This window comes from Gardnerella sp. 2492 (assembly GCF_050320365.1).
Taxonomy (GTDB): Bacteria; Actinomycetota; Actinomycetes; order Actinomycetales; family Bifidobacteriaceae; genus Bifidobacterium.
Map to the genome: position 1 here is coordinate 186,677 of NZ_CP186952.1, position 19,243 is coordinate 205,919.

The 19,243-nt window shown below is 37.7% G+C and carries 16 protein-coding genes; 8 read left to right on the plus strand and 8 right to left on the minus strand.

Annotated features, from left to right (window positions below):
• The first annotated feature begins 19 nt into the window (after window positions 1–19).
• From ACPFYS_RS00690 to ACPFYS_RS00715, 6 genes are all read left to right on the plus strand, one after another.
• Window positions 20–118, plus strand: coding sequence for a helix-turn-helix domain-containing protein (locus ACPFYS_RS00690; protein ID WP_427876931.1), 99 nt, complete (start codon window positions 20–22; stop codon window positions 116–118).
• A complete protein-coding gene (locus ACPFYS_RS00695; RefSeq protein ID WP_427876933.1) occupies window positions 115–1,125 on the plus strand; it encodes a site-specific DNA-methyltransferase in 1,011 nt (336 codons plus the stop codon). Before ACPFYS_RS00690 ends, ACPFYS_RS00695 begins: the two co-directional genes overlap by 4 nt.
• Before the next feature lie 17 nt (window positions 1,126–1,142).
• Window positions 1,143–2,009, plus strand: a complete 867-nt coding sequence (locus ACPFYS_RS00700; protein WP_427876935.1) for a DNA methyltransferase — start codon at window positions 1,143–1,145, stop codon at window positions 2,007–2,009.
• A 3-nt stretch (window positions 2,010–2,012) separates the two neighbouring features.
• Window positions 2,013–4,625 (plus strand): DEAD/DEAH box helicase family protein, encoded by a 2,613-nt coding sequence (locus ACPFYS_RS00705; RefSeq protein WP_427876937.1) that lies wholly within the window; start codon window positions 2,013–2,015, stop codon window positions 4,623–4,625.
• Between the two features lie 13 nt (window positions 4,626–4,638).
• The gene (locus tag ACPFYS_RS00710) at window positions 4,639–5,343 is read left to right on the plus strand and encodes a hypothetical protein (protein WP_427876939.1); all 705 of its coding nucleotides are present in this window, start codon (window positions 4,639–4,641) and stop codon (window positions 5,341–5,343) included.
• A 431-nt stretch (window positions 5,344–5,774) separates the two neighbouring features.
• Window positions 5,775–6,764, plus strand: a complete 990-nt coding sequence (locus ACPFYS_RS00715; RefSeq protein WP_427876941.1) for an Abi family protein — start codon at window positions 5,775–5,777, stop codon at window positions 6,762–6,764.
• 403 nt (window positions 6,765–7,167) lie between these two features.
• Here the strand turns inward: ACPFYS_RS00715 and ACPFYS_RS00720 are convergent, their stop codons facing one another.
• Window positions 7,168–8,361 carry a hypothetical protein gene (locus ACPFYS_RS00720; protein WP_427876943.1) on the minus strand — a complete coding sequence of 398 codons (1,194 nt, stop codon included), beginning with the start codon at window positions 8,359–8,361 and terminating at the stop codon, window positions 7,168–7,170.
• A 191-nt stretch (window positions 8,362–8,552) separates the two neighbouring features.
• Here ACPFYS_RS00720 and ACPFYS_RS00725 point away from each other — a divergent pair, with 191 nt between their 5' ends.
• Both ACPFYS_RS00725 and ACPFYS_RS00730 read left to right on the plus strand, forming a co-directional pair.
• A complete protein-coding gene (locus tag ACPFYS_RS00725) occupies window positions 8,553–8,756 on the plus strand; it encodes a helix-turn-helix transcriptional regulator (RefSeq protein ID WP_004134772.1) in 204 nt (67 codons plus the stop codon).
• Window positions 8,753–9,154: a DUF2178 domain-containing protein gene (locus ACPFYS_RS00730; RefSeq protein ID WP_427876945.1), complete on the plus strand. Its 402-nt coding sequence runs from the start codon at window positions 8,753–8,755 to the stop codon at window positions 9,152–9,154. Before ACPFYS_RS00725 ends, ACPFYS_RS00730 begins: the two co-directional genes overlap by 4 nt.
• Before the next feature lie 246 nt (window positions 9,155–9,400).
• On the opposite strand, the gene ACPFYS_RS00735 is transcribed toward ACPFYS_RS00730, so the two are convergent.
• The 7 genes from ACPFYS_RS00735 to ACPFYS_RS00765 all read right to left on the minus strand — a co-directional run bounded on the left by ACPFYS_RS00735 (window position 9,401) and on the right by ACPFYS_RS00765 (window position 18,969).
• Window positions 9,401–10,018: a DUF4097 family beta strand repeat-containing protein gene (locus tag ACPFYS_RS00735; RefSeq protein ID WP_427876947.1), complete on the minus strand. Its 618-nt coding sequence runs from the start codon at window positions 10,016–10,018 to the stop codon at window positions 9,401–9,403.
• A 352-nt stretch (window positions 10,019–10,370) separates the two neighbouring features.
• Entirely contained in the window at window positions 10,371–11,357 is a 987-nt protein-coding gene (locus ACPFYS_RS00740) for a helix-turn-helix domain-containing protein (RefSeq protein WP_427876949.1), read from the minus strand.
• Window positions 11,358–11,654: 297 nt separating this feature from the next.
• Window positions 11,655–14,294, minus strand: a complete 2,640-nt coding sequence (locus ACPFYS_RS00745) for an ATP-dependent Clp protease ATP-binding subunit (protein ID WP_427876951.1) — start codon at window positions 14,292–14,294, stop codon at window positions 11,655–11,657.
• Window positions 14,295–14,377: 83 nt separating this feature from the next.
• Window positions 14,378–15,493: a DUF3027 domain-containing protein gene (locus ACPFYS_RS00750; RefSeq protein WP_427876953.1), complete on the minus strand. Its 1,116-nt coding sequence runs from the start codon at window positions 15,491–15,493 to the stop codon at window positions 14,378–14,380.
• A gap of 17 nt (window positions 15,494–15,510) precedes the next feature.
• The gene (locus tag ACPFYS_RS00755) at window positions 15,511–15,900 is read right to left on the minus strand and encodes a cold-shock protein (protein ID WP_427876955.1); all 390 of its coding nucleotides are present in this window, start codon (window positions 15,898–15,900) and stop codon (window positions 15,511–15,513) included.
• A 175-nt stretch (window positions 15,901–16,075) separates the two neighbouring features.
• Window positions 16,076–17,977 carry a sensor histidine kinase gene (locus tag ACPFYS_RS00760; protein ID WP_427877546.1) on the minus strand — a complete coding sequence of 634 codons (1,902 nt, stop codon included), beginning with the start codon at window positions 17,975–17,977 and terminating at the stop codon, window positions 16,076–16,078.
• A 251-nt stretch (window positions 17,978–18,228) separates the two neighbouring features.
• Complete coding sequence (locus tag ACPFYS_RS00765; RefSeq protein ID WP_427876957.1) at window positions 18,229–18,969, minus strand: response regulator transcription factor; 741 nt, start codon at window positions 18,967–18,969, stop codon at window positions 18,229–18,231.
• Window positions 18,970–19,243 lie beyond the last annotated feature (274 nt).

The window sequence follows — 19,243 nt, forward strand, 5'->3', positions numbered from 1 at the left end:
AATTAGCAAAGGTGAAAACGTGAATACAGAGACACTACTACGCATCTGTCAATACTTGGAATGCGACATCAAAGACATTTGCGAAGTAAAACAGGTAAAGAACAATGAGGTGAAATGATGAAGAACATTTTTGATACGGTAGCAGACTTACTACTTACAAACGATAAATACAAAGCCGAGGATGGTAAGCTTCTTAAAGCTGTTGTGTACAGTGATGTTATGGCAATGAGTGAAGATTTGCTCACCCTTCTCCTCTCAAACGAAGACGTAAAAGAAACCTTCTTCAAAGACGTTCAAGGTACGCTCGTTTTTGATAAGCAAAAGTTTGCTTGGTTCATGGAATCAAAGGAATTTCTGCCTGACTCTTACACTGCTTACACAAACAAAATTGGGCTTACCCATAACGGCAGTTTCATCTCGCAAACAAACGATGTTGTGCTTGACTTCCCTTACAAGGATTGCGTGCTGGAAGGCGGCCAAGATAAAGATGATCAAAAACGAAGTGAGATTTTCTATAACGAAACGATAGCGAGTGACGAGATTTCTCGCATGCTTGCTCCTAAAGTATTCACAAACGCTAAACGTTATACAGCGGTCGATGAAAAAGATTTAACTGGAGAACTAGATCCTGACACTATTCACGTTAAAGAAGAAACGGGAATAACTTTTAACGATAACGATAATTTAATTATAAAAGGCAACAACCTTATTGCCTTAGCGAGCCTGCTTAAACACTACGAAGGCAAAGTAAAGTGCATATATATTGATCCACCTTATAACACTCAGAATGATAGTTTTAACTATAACGACTCGTTCAATCATTCCACATGGCTCACATTTATGAAAAATAGGCTGGAGTTGGCAAGAAGGCTATTAAGGGAAGATGGTTCTATTTTTGTTCAGTGCGATTATAACGAACAAGCTTATTTAGCTGTTTTGCTAGATAACATTTTCGGAAGAAATAATTTGATTAATCAAATTATTTGGAAAAGGAAGTTTGGAAATGCAAACGAAAACCAGAGACTAGGAACCGCAGTAGATTATATTTTCCTATATCAACGATCTGATGCTTTTCACATTAACGATGTAAAAGAAAAAACTCTGAACATGTTAAGGAATACATAAAAAATAGATTTACAAGAATGGACCAGGACGGTCCATTTAAAGGCGAATTATGGATGCCATATCCTCTAGCAAATCCAGGTAAACCCACTGAAAATTTAATTTATGAGTATAAAGGCTATTCTGCACCTCCAAAAGGATGGCGAATGGTAAAAAGCAAATTAGAGGAATTAGATCGACAAGGAAGATTATATTTCCCAGAGTCTAAAACTCAAAGAATTCAGGAAAAAAAGTTATTAAAAGAATATGAGGGGCAACCTGTAGACGCCTTGTGGACTGATATTTTTGTTATAAATTCTCAAGCTAAGGAAGCATTAAATTTTGATGGACAAAAGCCCGAACAATTACTTCAGAGAATACTACTATTAGGTACAAATAAAAATGACCTCGTACTTGACTTCCATCTTGGCTCCGGCACTACTGCCGCAGTTGCTCATAAAATGGGACGCCGGTACATTGGTGTTGAACAAATGGATTACATTCAAGACATAACTGTTGAGCGCTTGAAGAAAGTTCTTGAAGGCGAACAAGGCGGTATTTCTAAAGCTCAAAACTGGCATGGTGGTGGCTCTTTCGTTTATTGCGAGCTTAAAGAAGACGCTAACACGCTTATTACCACGATTCAAAATGCGACTGAAGATACTATTGAAAGTGTAAAAGCTTCCATTTACGCAGATGAGCGTATTGTGCCTTATCTTACTAAGCAGGAACTCGCTGATGCGGATAAAGACTTTGAGAATCTAACATTAGAAGAAAAGAAGCAGGCGCTCATCAAGCTTGTAGATAAGAACAAGCTGTACGTTAATGCCTCGGATATGGATGATGTAGCATATAAAATTAGTGATGCTGATAAAGCCTTTACGAAGTCTTTCTATGAGGAGGCTTGATCCATGGCTGAATCATTCTTATACGAAAAACTTGATACGCTTAAAGAGATTAATGAGCTTGCGCCTATGCCAGATATTATTGAGCATAGTTTATCTCAAAATATTGTTTTGCGAGAGTATCAAAAAGAGGCTTTCCAATATTTCGTTACCTATTTTGAAAAAGATGGTTTGCGTAAGAATAAGCAGATTCATACTCTTTTTCACATGGCAACAGGCTCTGGTAAAACAGTGATGATGGCAGGGCTTATCCTCTATCTTTACACAAAAGGTTATCGTAAGTTCCTCTTCTTCGTGAACCAAACGAATATTTTGAAAAAGACGGAAGAAAACTTTTTGAACGCGCTTTCATCGAAGTATCTTTTTGCTGATAATCTTTCCTATCTTGGTATGAAGATTAAAGTGAAAAAAGTAGACCGGTTTAGTGACACGGTTCTAGATGATGATATTGAGCTGCTATTTACTACCACTCAAAAGTTACATACAGACATGTGGTTTGCTAAAGAAAACGCGCCAACATATACTGATTTTGAGAATGATAAAATCGTTTTTATTTCGGACGAAAGCCATCATATTAATTCTTATACGAAGAAAAAGACTAGTACTGAAGAAGATGCTGAGAAAAGCTGGGAATACACAGTTAATAATGCTTTTACTTCTAATAAAGACAATATACTACTGGAATTTACAGCTACGGCTGATCTTAAAGATAAAAACGTACTCGCAAAATATGCTGATAAAATCGTATACAATTATCCACTGGAGCGATTCCGTGAAAGTGGTTACACTAAAGACTTCCAGAATTTTGCGACTGATATGAATCTCTGGGATCGTACGCTTATAGCTCTTATCTTGAGTGAATATCGTCGTTATCTTTTTGCGGACTTAAAACTGAATATTAAACCAGTTATTATGCTTAAGTCACAAAAGATTAAAGAGTCTGAAGCTTTCCATGACGAGTTTTTCAAAAAGCTAAATCAGCTCACGAGCTATAAAATCATGGCTTTACAGAGTGCTAATATTCCGCTTCTTTCAAAAGCTATAGCTTATTTTGAGGAAAAAGATAAAACCCTCGAAAACTTGGAGCATAGTCTTAAGAACTCTTTTGCTGAAGAAAACACCATTATTATGAATGGTGGCAGTGATAACAATGATGTGAATCAAATAAAAGTAAACTCGTTGGAAGACAAGGATAATCACATCCGCCTTATCTTTGCTGTTGACATGCTCAACGAAGGCTGGGATGTTCTAAATCTCTTCGATATTGTGCGCTTGTATGATAGTAGACAAGGCAGTGGTAAAGCAGGTCAGATTGGCTCCTATACGATTAAAGAGGCTCAACTGATTGGTCGTGGAGCACGCTACTGTCCATTCGTTTTTAGCGGCGACAAAGACCTTAAATATAAGCGTAAGTTTGATGGTGATCTTACGAACGATTATCGTATTCTGGAAACAATGCTTTTCCATAGTCTGAACGATTCACGTTATATTACCGAGTTAAAACAGGCGCTTGTTGCTACTGGTTTGCAAGCAGAAAACCCGATTACTCGTGAATATACGCTTAAAGAAGAATTTAAGACTTCTGAATTTTACCAAAGATCATACGTCTACTCTAATGAACGACTGCCTCGAGGTCGTGCGAATATTTCAACTATTGAAGATAGTTTGAAAACAAAAATATACCGTTACTCGCAAAAATCTGTATCTGGAAAAGTAGTAAACCTTTTTGGTGAAACTGAGAATGTTAATAATTTAACTGCAAAACCAGTATCGAAATCTTTTAAGGATATTGATTATAATATTTTATCTGGCGCAGCATCCTGCTACCCAGAACTCTGTTTTAATGTTATAAAAGATAAATATCCTAATGTTACTTCATTAAAAGAGTTTTTAACCTCGGATAGTTATCTTGGAAACTCTATTTTAGAGATTACGCAAACTCAAGATAGTATAAGCGGTAAAGATTTATTTGAGGCTTGTAAGAAAGCTTTTTCGCAAATCGCATCATATATTGCGACTATCAAACAAGAGTTTGTTGGAAGTACTGTGTTTAAGCCGCATATGCTTAAAAATGTTTTACATGACAAAAAGATATCGCTTAATTCAATTACTGCAGACGGTGGTCATGGTGACTCGCAAAACAATTGCGCTAACGCCGATTATCGCATGAATCTTGTAGATGAACCTTGGTACGTTTTTACGGACAATTATGGTACGAGCGAAGAAAAACTGTTAGTAAAATATTTTAAGTCAACTATTGAACCAAAGCTTAAAGCAAAAGGACTTGAATACTATCTTATTAGGAATGAAAGAATCCCTGAGCTTGCCATTTATTCATTTGATTCAGGCGAACGTTTTGAGCCTGATTTCTTGCTCTTTATTCGCGAGAAAGAGCATGAGGATGTTAAAACATATCAAGCATATGTTGAGCCTAAAGGTAGTCAACTTTTATTTGAAGATGAGTGGAAAGAAAAATTCTTAGGGCAGATTGAGAACAACTACAAGGTTAACGATATTTTAGGAAGAGGATACAAGATTATAGGTCTTCCATTCTTTAATCAAGAGAACAAAATGTCTGAATTCGACAAAGCACTAAACGATTTAGTATCAAAATTATAGTGAGGTAATAGTAGTGATAGAAAATACTTATCCAGTTGCTCTTTCTCGCTTAGGTGATGAAAATGATACGAGAGAAAAACAAGCTGAGAGAGCAATCACTTGGCTACGCAAACAATCCGGTGGCAGTATTACTGTAATAACGCCTAGAAAGTATTTTGAAAATAATGCCATAAAACAGTTAATTCAGATTAAAGGTGTTAAGCACTACTCGTGGCGAGAAAATGACGGCCAATACCTTACTGGTCGCGTATTATATGCTTGGCCAAATCGTGAAAGACTAAGTAATTTATGGCACCCTCAGTTAGACGCCTTAGCAGTAATTGAATGGGGTGAAGATAAAGATTGGATGACGATAGCTAAACCTATCATTCTTCTACCTAACAAAATAGTTGAACCAACAGCTACCGATGATTTTGAACTTGGTAAATTACCTAATGGAATTAGTGACATCTTATCTTATCTCGCTGGTAGGGCTGATGGATATTATCAAGGTATGAAATGGAACGAAGTTGATCAACTGAAATCCGACCTTATGGAATGTTCAAAAAGGTGGGAAGCAGTCACTTCCGAAGAAGTCAGACAAGAATGTTTACACTTAAACATGAAATTAGCTGATGTTGACCAAATAACGGAATTAGTTACCCGTAGAAAACAAGGTAGAACCTTCAATCTTTCCAAAAGCAGCTATAAAGGTTTCAAATTTAAGCCAAACATGTGAATAAAGAGAATCCCGCTGCAATATTCTTAAAATCAACATTTCCGCACATAAACAGGTGGGTGCAAAGTGGCGAATCGACTTGCATGAGCGATTAAATATAATTCGCGAATGCACTTCGATTCGCTGAGCTTGCTCAAAGTTGAAAGCACAGTGTGCTTTCAACGCAAGCGAAGTACGTTAACATCCTGTGCACTCGACCCTAGAAACGTTGATATCTTCCCTCAAACAGCCAAAACACTCTCAAAAACCGCGAGAACCCAGCTTAAAACCTCAGCGCATTAAACCTTTTAACGATAGCTTCCACTAAGTATGCAAAACCGCTTAATCCGAATATCCAATCACATCTTTCTAACTTTCAAGCGTACGTAGTAAAATTGTAAAAATAAATTTTACTTTAAAGTAAAAAATTGCAGAGAAGGGGAATGCACGTAATGTCTTATAAAACAGTTGATTCTTTAATGCGACATCTTAGAGATAGCGGAGTAATGATTTCTGGTACTGCGCAAAAAAGACAACTAATAAATACTGGCTATTTTCATGGATATAAAGGTTATCGTTTTTTTAGCGATACACAAAGTAGACATCAAATACCATTTTCTTCATATAACGAAGTGTACGCAACAATAAAATATGATTCAGAGTTGAAGTCACTTTTCTATGGAAAAATTATGTTCATAGAAACAGCTGTAAAAAATATAGCTATGGAATGCATACTTAGGAAAAGTCGTTCGGAAAGTATCCAAGCTATGCTGACCAAATCAGTTAGTGGTGCGAATAATTCTCCAAAAAATTTTAATAATGATCAAAAAAGAAAAGCTCAACAAAAGAAATTAGATTTACAAAATTCTATCCAACGTAATCTTGCGCGTGCATATAAGAATAAAGATCCCAAAATTACGCATTTTTATGATAAATATGCAGATGTACCAATATGGGCATTATTCGAAATAACGATGCTTGGAGATTTTGGAAATATTTTGTCATGCCTTACATATGAGGTTAGAGAAGATATTTCTAAGAAAATTGGATTGAACTTGTCATCTGATACAAATCGCGAGCTTGTTTATGAATATATTTATCTGTTAAAAGATTTAAGGAATGCAATTGCACATAATTCTGCCATTTTCGATACGCGTTTTAAAAAAGCGAAACCGTCGCGACCTATGACAGCGTGCTTGATTAATGAGATTCATTTGCCTTATGTTAATTTCAATAGTATTGGTGATTACATTGTGCTTGTGTCGTATTTTCTAAAAATTCTTCATGTTTCCAAAAGAGAAATAAAGTCTTTTATTAATGAATATGAAAAAATAACTTCAGATTATATAAATTCTGTTTCCAAAAGTAATGTAAACGTTGTAAAAGCGGTTATTAAGAAAGATTGGAAGAAAAGGATGACAAAGTTAAAAAATTATATTTGATAATTAGCTTTTTACGCACTATAAGTTACAATGAAAATGTAATTGCGGTGTGCGTTTGCGGACACACACCTGTGGGAGCTGACATAGTTTCGGCTCCCTCTTTTATTTTGAGTCATTGAATAGGAATGGCGTGTTATAGCCCCAAAAGTGGTGTTATAGATTAAGGGTTATAGGCCAAAAAGTGTGTAACGTTACGCCTGGATATTCTGTATTGCAATCCACAGCTCAAACACCGTTAAATTCTCAGTCAAGCAGCTGAGAAAGTAGTAACAGCGCTTGGCATCTTCACTGACGACGCCAAACATTAGTTTTAACATTAGAAAATTACACTTACCAATAAGATTAAAAATCAAATCGCAAAAGCATAACGTGACGTAACCAGCAAAATGAAATAATATATGACCTACAACAAATATATTTTTTCTTTATCAACACATATTTGCGAACTACGATTGTAGATTTGAGTTATATCCTCCATTTTTTCCACGAACACTTTTGTTTCCGGATCACTCAAAACGGCAAACTCTTTCACTGCTTTTACTCCCATTGCATTAGCATTTTCATGTAATCCATTTCCTTTATCTTGCAAAAACTCATCAACAGAACCATCTTTAACTAAAGGAATACCACCAATTAACTTACCAACAGCCGTACCAGCAGTACCTATAGCCTTCACAAAGTTGACTTCCACTTCCGAATTACCAAGTTTTTCTAAATATAAAGAGCTTTTTTCAAATTTCTCACAGTAGTCATCAGACAATTTCTTTATCTCATTTTCTGCATTACTAATGTACTCTTCCGAAAAATTACCACTTAACATTATTTCCATCAAAGATGATAGAGAGAAAATATACAACGACAATTTGTAATACTTAAACTTTTTCCCTAAATCAGACAACGTCGAATTTACTTTACTTTTAGACACAATAAACTTCTTTGACAGAAGAATATCAGTAATCTTTTTCTGATAAGCAATAATGTTCTTTCTAGCACGATTCTTAATATCGATAACAAGCTTATGATTATTCGTAACAGAAATTTCATTATCCCAACTGCACTTATAAGTAGAAGCAATCCCCATCAATGACTCAACATCTGCCTCAATCTGTGACTCATTCTCAACTTCCATAAAGGTAAGTATCTTTTCCTGCGTCTCTTTAATCTTTTTCATATCTTTTTCAATAGAATAAATAGCCACAGCCATCATTAAAAGAGCAGGATTAAACGGAAGTGCTGTTTTCATAGAACCTTGCAAAGACTCCATCTTTGAAATCTGCATCATTCTAGAACCACCGTCAGCTTTTCTTAACGATCCCCATAGATTCCCATTTTTTGCGTATTTTAGAGTATCACCTGCAGCTTTATTAGCAATCTTATAAAGACCATCCGTAGGAATGGTTATTGTTTGAGTAACTGTATTACATGCAGGAATTAATGACGATAAACCAGATCCAAAATTCAATAATTCTGATACTGGAACACTTAATACTTTATTGTTGTTCTTAGTAAAATCTTTAACATCCACAAGAAGTTTTTCAGTAAAATCTACTAATGCATTTTCACTGTTACTTGCCGAAAGCTCACTACTATTACCCATGAGAACAATACTATCTGAAATAGTATATGAAAGAAAATTATACTTCTATTTTTCTTACTCTCTTGAATACTATGAAACTTTGCAAACAATATTATCGAAATTAAATCCAATGGAAAGCAGACTTGACATTTACTCTCGAAACAATTATCTTATATGTAAAGCTAGCTTTCCATTAGGAAGGAGAATGTAATGTGAAAAATAGACTTGAACAAATTAGAAAAGAAAAAGGAATAACACAAGAAGAACTTGCAGACGCACTTGAAGTATCAAGACAAACAGTCGGCTCTTTGGAAAATGGAAGATATAACCCATCAATCATATTGGCATACAAAATTGCCAAGTACTTTGATTTAACAATCGAAGAAATATTTATCTACGAGGAAGATAAAAAATGAAAAAACAGAAAACACAAAATTTTTGGTATATAGGATATGTAATAGGATTTTGCGGACTAATTCTTGCACTGACTCTTAAGCTGAACGAATCCGTAGAAATTGTACTGTCAGTTGTTTTTGTTGCAACTATCTCACTTTCACACGTAAAAATCATGCACTATAAGATGATGGAAAAAGACCACAACTACAAAATAAATGTGAACGATGAAAGAAACGAGAAAATCAAAGATAAAGTAAATGCAACAATGGCATTCATACTGATGCACCTAATGGGAATAATTGCCATAATTGCATTTATCACAAAAGCATATTTACCAGCTGCTCTTCTAGCTATTTCGATCGCATTTTCTCCATTAATCATGTTTTTTATCAACAAATATTATGAGAAAAAATATTAAAACCAGACCCACCCACCCATTTACTACTTATCACGCAACTTACCAACTTGCGTAAACTCCTTATCCCCAATAAGGAACTTTTTTATTCTCAAAGTTGCATCAGGCAAGGCAAATGAAAATGACCTTTACACTTGGATTAAAAACCACCAAGCCTAATGCTCCAACATTCCGAAGCATTTTTAGAATATGCCAAACTCTACTTCGTGCGATTGGTCAAAGTAGCGGACATAAAGCACCACAACAGTATTACTTCACTACAGCTTTTCCATTCAAACAATGCACAGCATAGTGAGCACATCCACCTGTTTTGCGCCCAAAATTATTACAACTAAGATTAGCTTTATGCTTATCACAAACTTCAGCCACGCCATTCTCACAAACTACTTCAAGACATGCACCCTTGGTAATTTCTCCCTCTAAAACACTCGTACCATTTAACGTATCCACCATGCAAGAAGCAACAGCCTTAACATTATGCGCCACAGCAGAACCATTAAGACACTTTAGAAAAACATCGTTCGCCTGAACATTCCTTGCTTCCACCCTGCCGTTATGAACTTCCGCATAAATCTTGTCAGCTTTAATATCCGTTACTAATACTTGATTCGACTCAGCTTCAATCTCACAAAAATCAAAATTCTCCGGCAACGTAACAATGACCTCAGGACTGCCTTTAGCAAGCCACTTAAGCCAGTAAAAATACGACACTTTTTCTGTTTGAACGAGCTTTATACCATCTTGATTTTCTTCAATCCCAAACACGTCTTTTTCACAATTAACATAACTAATACTAAAAGAATCAGCCCTTCTAACCGTTAAGCTAACATCTTTAGTTTTTGCTACAAACTTCCTACTATTCACCACTTGAACAACTCCCTTGTTAAATATCTGGGTTATAGGCCAAAATCAAAAAACACAGCTTGGTCCGCATTGTTAAGAGGCGCGTCGGGTACTGTTACTTACGTATGCTACACCAATGAGAGTATTTTATTAAATCTTTCAAACTAGCACAAATTTTTTCTTTCTAACAAGATTATTTAGTCTTACACTCACCTTTATGAACACAAACAAATGTCAGAACGAAAACGCAACTTATCACCGCGCACTAAATATCTTGCCCTTTATGACTTGATGACATGTATTTCGCACACCGCGCTTTCCAATCATCTTCACTGATGCCGCCAAACATCTGAACAAAATCGGCTCCGAAAGTCACTTATTTCTTTCCGAGCCTCCACGCTTTGAGCACTACTTCTATTACTCCGTAAGTCAATGCGGCCAACGGCCAAACAATCCAACTTTTTCCCCAATCGGACGTGATGAAACTGTAGGCTAAATAAATGAGGATAATTATAAGCCAGTAAGCTTGGAGCAATAACCTAATCTTTGCAGGATAGACAATCTTTTTCTTCGGTTGCAGCAAACGGTAATAGGACGAGCGAACAATATTTGCCTGTACGAATAAGTAAACAGCTGCTGCCACCAGGACAATAGCGATAATTACAAAAAAGCCGGATGGAAGTTGATAAAATTTCGGCATTGTATCCGAAATTATAAGAAAAATAAAGGCAACCATACATAAAACGACACCGCTGACCGTCCGCAGCACATACGACGGCATGAACCGTTCCAAGCGTTCTTTGAGCACACTGTCAACGCCGTAAGCCGTTTCAAAGTCTTCTTTTTCCAAATATTGATAACGCTTTTCGTGGAAACTCTGAATAATAAAAATAACTACAGCTACAGTGATAATCGCAACGCTGAATGCTAAGCTCATAGTTTTACCGACTTGCGCATTTACTGTGTGAGAAAGCAAAAGATCACTGCCAATCAACGGGATTGCCGCCAGAACACAAAGAAGAACGCCTAGAGCAACATAGGCGGCAAATGATATTCTGTGAGCAATATAAGTGGAGGCTTCTTCCAGCTCAATTACCCGCATGCGAACGCCGGCTTCTTCCTGGCAGGCATTTTCATCTGCGTTGACGTTCTTCCCCATAACATCAATTTCATCTTTTACAAGAAGATCTGTACTAACACCAAACAAACGGCTCAATGCAATTATCCGTTCCATATCCGGGATACTTTGTGCGCCTTCCCATTTGGAAACAGCTTGGCGACTGACGCCCAATTTGTCCGCCAATTCTTCCTGCGACCAACCGTTTTGTTTACGCAGTTCCAATATTTTATCTGCTAAAATCATAAAAACATCTCCATTTCAAACTCGAATTCATCATGATCATGGTGAAATTATATCTGAAACAGCAGTTGCGTAGTAGCAAGTGCGATTGGCAATTTCCGTTGAAAGCGCAATTTCTGCCGACAAATGAGCGCAACTGGCACAGCCGCCAATGTTATTTGCAATGCGTCTGACACATCTGCTAAGTAATTTATACGTTTTATAAAATTTTTATGTTCAAGCAAAAAGCCCGGTTGCGTTAACTTCCGGGCTTTTAGCATATTCAATTTTAGTATATTCAAGTTTAGTTATTGCGTAACTTTACTTATTTTCGCTGCTATCTTCTTTAGTTTTGGTATCTTCAGATTTATTTTCTTCAGTATTACTACTTTCAGTATTATTACTTTCAGTACTATTTTCTTCAGATTTACTATCTTCAGATTCACTACTTTCGTCAGTGACAACAGCAGTAGTGTCATAAGTATCGAACTTTTCGCTCTTAAAAGTAAACTCTCCCAGCAAACCTTCGCCTTCAGCGTCTACTATTATGCGCTCTCCATCAGTTAAATCACCAAGAAGAATCTTCTCAGAAACAGCATCTTCAATATCTCTTTGGATAACTCGACGTAATGGACGAGCACCAAGAAGAGGATCGAAGCCTTTCTGAGCCAACAGATCTTTCGCTGAATCGGTAAGCTCAAGAGACATATGACGTTCAAAAAGACGATCGTTAAGAAGCTTAACGTCCATGTCAACGATCTGACGTACCTCTGGTTCTGTAAGCTGACGGAACACGATAGTGTCGTCCAAGCGATTCAGGAACTCAGGGCGGAAATGACGCTTAAGTTCAGAATTAACCTGATCTTTCATACGCTGGTATGTTGAATCGGAGTTATTTCCAAGCGTAAAGCCAGTAGTCGCAGCCTTAGCAATATCGCGCGTACCGAGATTAGTTGTCAAGATAATAATAGTGTTCTTGAAATCAACTTTTCGTCCCTGACCGTCTGTTAGATGACCGTCATCCAACACTTGCAAAAGCGTGTTGAAAATATCAGGGTGTGCTTTTTCGATTTCATCGAAAAGAACAACAGAGAATGGCTTCCTGCGGACTTTTTCAGTAAGTTCGCCGCCTTCCTCATATCCAACATATCCAGGAGGAGCGCCGAAAAGACGAGAAGCCGCATACTTTTCGGCAAACTCAGACATATCTACTCGAATCAAAGCATCATCGTCATCGAATAAGAATTGTGCCAAAGTTTTTGCAAGCTCAGTCTTACCAACGCCAGTAGGGCCGGCAAAAATAAATGAGCCTGAAGGACGTTTTGGATCTTTCAAACCAACTCGTGCGCGTCTGATAGAACGAGCCAAAGCAGATACTGCCTCATCCTGGCCAACTATACGCTTATGCAGCTCAGCTTCCATACCAAGCAGCTTCTTAGATTCTGCCTGCGTGAGCTTAACAACAGGAATGCCAGTGGTATTTGATACTACAGATGCTATAACATCCTCATCAACTACCATACGTACATCGGACTCGCCTTCTCGCCAAGCCTGCTCTTTTTCTTTGCGCTCATTCTCAAGTTTTTCTTGAGATTCTCGCAAATCAGCAGCCTGTTCAAAGTCTTGATTCTTAATAGCTTCGTCTTTTTGTTCAGAAACTTTAGAAATCTTGTGGTCAAGTTCTTTAAGCTCAGGTGGTTCCGTTAAACGCTTAATGCGAAGTCTAGCTCCAGCCTCATCAATAAGATCAATAGCCTTGTCTGGCAAATTACGATCTTGAATATATCGCGATGACATTTCTGCAGCAGCTTGCAATGCGCTGTCCGTAATCGTTACGTGATGGTGGTTTTCGTAGCGTTCACGCAATCCCTTAAGGATTTCAATAGTTTCAGCTATTGAAGGTTCCGGTACCTGAATAGGTTGGAAACGACGCTCAAGTGCGGCATCTTTTTCAATATACTTGCGATACTCGTCTGTAGTAGTTGCGCCGATTGTTTGTAGCTCTCCACGTGCAAGCATAGGTTTTAGCATATCGGAGGCTCCGAGAGCACCATCTGCAGATCCTGCGCCCACAATAGTGTGTATTTCGTCAATGAACAGAACGATATCTCCACGTGTTTTGATTTCTTTAAGAACTTTCTTAAGACGCTCTTCGAAATCACCGCGATATCGTGAACCTGCAACCATGGAACCTAAGTCTAAAGAATAGACTTGCTTATTTTTAAGTGTTTCAGGTACGTCCCCTGCAACAATTTTTTGGGCTAATCCCTCAACTACTGCAGTTTTACCAACGCCAGGTTCTCCAATAAGTACAGGATTGTTTTTTGTTCGTCTAGAAAGAACAACCATTACTCGTTCAATTTCTCTAGAGCGACCTATAACAGGATCAAGTTTTCCTTGTTCTGCTTCTGTAGTTAAATTACGCCCAAACTGATCGAGTAACGCTGAACCTGATTGGTTACGTTTATCTTGAACTCCGCCTGCATTCGCAAGCTCTCCCTTTGAAGAATCGTCTGGAGATCCGCTGTTTCCGCGAATTAAATCTATTGTAGTGCTACGCAAGTCTCCCAAATCAACTTCCATTTTGATCAAGACTTGAGTGCCAATTCCTTCGCCTTCGCGAATAAGGCCAAGCAGTATATGCTCAGTGCCTATATAGCTGTGGCCTAACTGTAATGCTTCACGTAAGCTTAGTTCCAACACTTGCTTTGCATGTGGGGTAAAAGGAATGTGTCCGCTAGGAGATACTGTACCCTTGCCTATCATTTCTTCTATTTGCTTGCGCGTGCCATCAAGTTCAACCCCTTTTGAACTTAGTGCTTTTGCAGCAATTCCTTCGCCTTCGCGAATAAGGCCAAGCAGTATATGCTCAGTGCCAATGTAATTATGCTGAAGTGCGCGTGCTTCTTCTTGAGCTAACACAATCACACGTCGAGCACGATCAGTAAAGCGTTCAAACATAAATTGCCTTCCGTTCTTTTCTTTCGTTCCATGTTAACGAGTTGCCATGACGCGAGCACTGTATAAGTATACAGGCGAGTGTATTAATTTTCTTTCTGTGCTGAATTTGTTGTTCTGTGTCTAATAAGACGATTTTCCTTACTATCTTCAATTGCTTCTTCAATGAGCTCTACATCAGCACGTTCTTCGCGAGGTGCTTGCTCAAGAATGTCGATATGATAATCGTCATACGCTGGTGCTGACTGAATCCATAATTGTGATGGCTCCGGTGGTTCTATTTCGGAATGTTCTCCACAACCATGGTCTAATGAGACAACTCTACCATCATCTGGACTCCACATGTTTGCGCATACGCCAAACATTGATCCTAAGCTTCCTGCAAGAGGTATTAGGAATCCACAAGATGAGCATGCGTTCCCGTCTGCAACTTTTGTTGAAAGTGATTTCGGACCGTGTTGACCTGCGTACCACCGTTTTGCGGTTTGTGAGATAGCTTTTGCTGTCATGACGTGTTTACGAGATAAACGTAGTTTTGAGATTACTTCCTCAAGATCTTCGTCTTCTTCGCTATCCTTGCTATTTTTTGCAGTTTCAGCAAGTATATCTTTGCTACCTTCTGCAGTATTATCTGTCTCGTTTGCGTCTAAAGTATTGTCACTTTCAGATAGTTTAATATCCGATTCTGTTTCTGGCTTGGACTCTGACTTGGACTCTGACTCCGTTTCGCAAGTTTCTTCGGTAGAGTTTTCCTTATCTATTTTTTCACTAGATTCTTCATTCTCTACATCATCCGAGTCGCAAGGACTATCAGTATTAGTTTTATGAAGTGAATTTACAGCTCTAAAACCGTCTTCAAGTCTACTGTCATCTTCTTCTGTACCGATTGAATCCATAACAGACAAATCAGAAGGCTTTAAACGATCCTTCCAAGGTATCCATTTTGGTGGTAATAAAGAGTTCTCAGTAGGCGCAAGAGTAGACTCGTTTACAGTCCAACGCTCAGCTTCTATATCATGATACAGTGTTATAGACCACTGCCACCCTTCATAACCAGGTTTTTTGCACTCGAAACGAAAATCAGTGACATTGTCGTCAAGTTCTATCGAAGTTACAAATTCACCAACATAATCAGGGTTCTCTGAAGTCTCCACAGCTATGTCGTACGATAGCTTTTTTGGATCCATCAATTCATCTGTCATAAAACTATTCCTGAAAATTAGTCTTGCACATCAAAATTATCGGCTACAGCACGCAGCAAAGTAGCAAGTTTTTTGCTTTCGCTAGTTGAAGGGTAGTGCCTGCGTCTTAAGCCGTTTCCTGCTGCATCTAATAGTTTGATAAGATCTTCTACAATAGCTGCCATGTCTTCCGCTTTAGGGCGTGTTGCCTTAACTAAGGATGGCGCTGTGTGCACAATAGTTAAACCCATAGCTTGTGGGCCGCGTCTACCTTCTATAACAGAAAACTCAACACGAGTGCCCTTGTTTAGTTTCTTTACGGTAGATGGAAGTGCTGAGGATGGAAGAAAAACATCTTTACCATCCTCACTCGTAATGAAACCAAACCCCTTCTGATCGTCGTACCAACGCACACGCCCGTTGGGCATAACACACCTCACTCATACAATATATCGCTTGTACATACACATAAACACAGAACGCTACAACACTGATTTATACACATCAACTGCAGCATAATTAGCTTTTCTGCATCAACTATTATTCCATTGTAGCGCATAACTGTTTATACGTCAGGAAAGCTTAAATTTTTATGTGTTGCTCTTATTTTTGTTCATATTTTGTTGTTGAAGCAGTATCAATAACAGTACGTATAGGTAGTATTACTGTAAGAGTAAGACCGTGCCGCGTACCTGAATTTGATTTGTTTGAATAACTGCTCATAGTGTCGTCAATATTTCTTGGCTCGTATATGGCACCAATATTCGAAGAAGTAGCGCATATAAAACCATGGTGAGCTTTTACCACAGATTGAGCAATAGCCATACCTAATCCTGTTCCACCCTTTTCTCTAGCGCGGGAAGGATCAGCAATATAGAATCTTTCAAAAATGTGTGGTAATGACTCTTCTGGAACACCTGGACCATGGTCAATTACGCGAATAATAGCGTAATTGTTATACGGTTCATCATAATCATCTTGGACAATAGTGTTTATAAAATCCTTCAACGATTCAGATGTAGATTGCATTTTAGAAAGAATTTCTGGGCTTATAGAAGCTTTTACTATTCCCATTCCTATTTCTACAGGTGAATCTACAGGAGTGTATCGGTGAATATTTCCAACAATATTCGTCATTACCTGTCGCAATCTTGCTCCATCTCCTAACAAACTTACATTAGGAAGTTTTCCAGGAGTAAAAACAATTTTTCTTTCAAAATCTTGCTCATCGTACGACAAATCGTAATCTCTAATTATTATTTCGCCCTGTTGAACAGAGCGAACTGGATCAAGAGCATGTAAGTCGTTCGCTGCATCAGAAATAATTGGAGCAATACTTACGGTTTGAGAAGTGTTAATACCGCGTCCTTCATCCAAGCGCGCTAGTGAGAGCAAATCTTCAACTAGCTCAGTCATTCGTTCGCTTGAAGCTTTAATATGCGCAATAGAGTCATCTGCTCGCTTTTGCTCATCTGGCATACCTCTCCACATGTAATACAATTCTGCATAACCGTGAATTGCTGCAAGAGGTGTTCTAAGCTCATGACTTGCATCAGAAACAAATCGTTTCATTTTCTCAGTCATTGCTTCCTGCTCATTAAATCCTCGTTCGATTCTTGTAAGCATGGAATTTAGAGAAGCTGCTAATGAGCCCACTTCCGTATTTATAGGAGCTGAAGGAACTCGCCTACTTAGGTCACCTGAAGCAATTTTTGAAGCAGTTTTTTCTATACGTTTCAGCGGTCCTAAAGTTGATTGAATAATTAATGCTGCAAAAACAGCGCCAAGAAGAATAACCGCAATACTTACCATTACGCAGTATCTTGTGAGAGTATTAAGCGTATCTAATTGATCGTTCAGCGAAAGAGCAATATAAATATAGCCACGGATTTTCATTTTGTTGTTAACGCGTGGACCCCATGCTAAAACACTAACTCGCCACGGTGAATTAGCTATTCTAGAAGTTGTTTCATCAATTCCTTCAGTATTTCCTTTTATTTTTGCAGGAGCTGTAAAAGGTTTACGATTGAGCACTACGTTATCAACTACACCGCTTTTAGGAAGAACAGGTTCTGAAACAATATTTCCCTTTAAAGGTGGTATTAATGGTGTTGCGATAATTCTGTTATTAGTGTCTCGTATTTGTAAGAAGTAATCGTTTGGTCCAATAGCTGTTCGATCTGCATCTTTACTGTGAAGCAAATCAACATTATTTTCGCAGATTAGCTGAGCTTGATCTGATAGCTGAGAGTCGGTTTTGTCAAGAAGATAGTTTCCTACCAATTGGCGAATTGACAGTGATATGCAGAATGCTGCTACAGTTAAAACAGCAATAGTACATGCGACTAGCCTAGTGCTAAGAGGAATTGCGTCAATACGAGATTTTACAGACCACTTCTTCTTAATATTTAAGTCTTCTTTTGGGTTGACTTTTACAACTAGTGACGAAGAATTTCCCTGCTGAGTTGCTTTTCCCTGTACACTAGAATTTTGCAAATTTGAGATAGAATTTTCAGTTACTCTATTCTCGCTATTGTAATTACCGCTAGAACTAGAATTAGTCTGTGCGAAATTTTTAAAACGTAACTTTTTAAAAAAATTACGTTTCAACTTAAGCACAGTATTAAATAGATTCATCTTCAAAACAGACAACCTACTGTTAGTCTTTTCTTCAGATTCACTTTTACTCTCTTTTTTATTTTTTCGAGTAAATAGTGAAGTTATAGAAGAAATTAGACGAGTTATTCCCCGCATAATTAGGCTTGACCTGCCTTTGGTTCACGAATCATGTAGCCAATTCCACGTTTTGTTTCAATTAGTGGTGCTACTTTACAAATCTCTCCATTTTCGTCTTTAATTTCTATTCCATCGACTTTGCGACGAAGATACGATATGTATGATTCTACGATTGCTGCGTCTCCGCCCCAATCGTACTGCCATACGTGGTTTAGGATTTGATTCTTAGAAAGTACTCTGCCCTCATTATCCATAAGATATTGAAGTAATTTATACTCTGTAGGACTTAACTCGATAGGTATTCCAGAACGAGTTACATCATGAGAGTCTTCATTAATCTCTAGATCAGCTACTCTAATAATATTTGTTGCTTCGAGCGGTTCGTGAGTTCTTCTGAGTATAGCGCGAATTCTAGCAACAACCTCTTCAAGACTGAAAGGCTTAGTTACATAGTCGTCTCCGCCTACAGTAAGACCCATAATTTTATCTTGAGTATCATCTCTTGCAGTTAGGAATAAAACAGGAACTGTAATACCGTTTTGACGAATTCGACGCGTTACTGTAAACCCATCAATATCTGGGAGCATAACGTCCATAACAATTAAATCTGGGCGTACGCGTTCAATAACTTCTACTGCTTCTGAACCGGAAGCTGCGGTTTCTACTTCAAAACCGGCAAAATGCAATGAGGCGACCAAAAGCTCACGAATGGAAGGTTCATCGTCGACTACCACAATAGATGCTTCAAGATTATTACTCATATTGTTTAGCATCACTTATTAAGCTGAAAGTTTCCTGAATAAATGCTGGGAAAGTGCATTAATATAAAAAATAAAAAAAATTTTTTGAAAAAAATATTTTTTAAAAGAAAACCCAGCAATACCAACCCAATAAGGCTGTATCCACAATGCCAAAAAATGTTTTTCTGTACTGAAGATTTGTTTTATATTCTTAAATATCGCAATTTATTGCCTTGGATTTTATCAGATAGTTTTAGTTTGTATGAGTATCTGATTTTATTTAGGCAGTAATTAA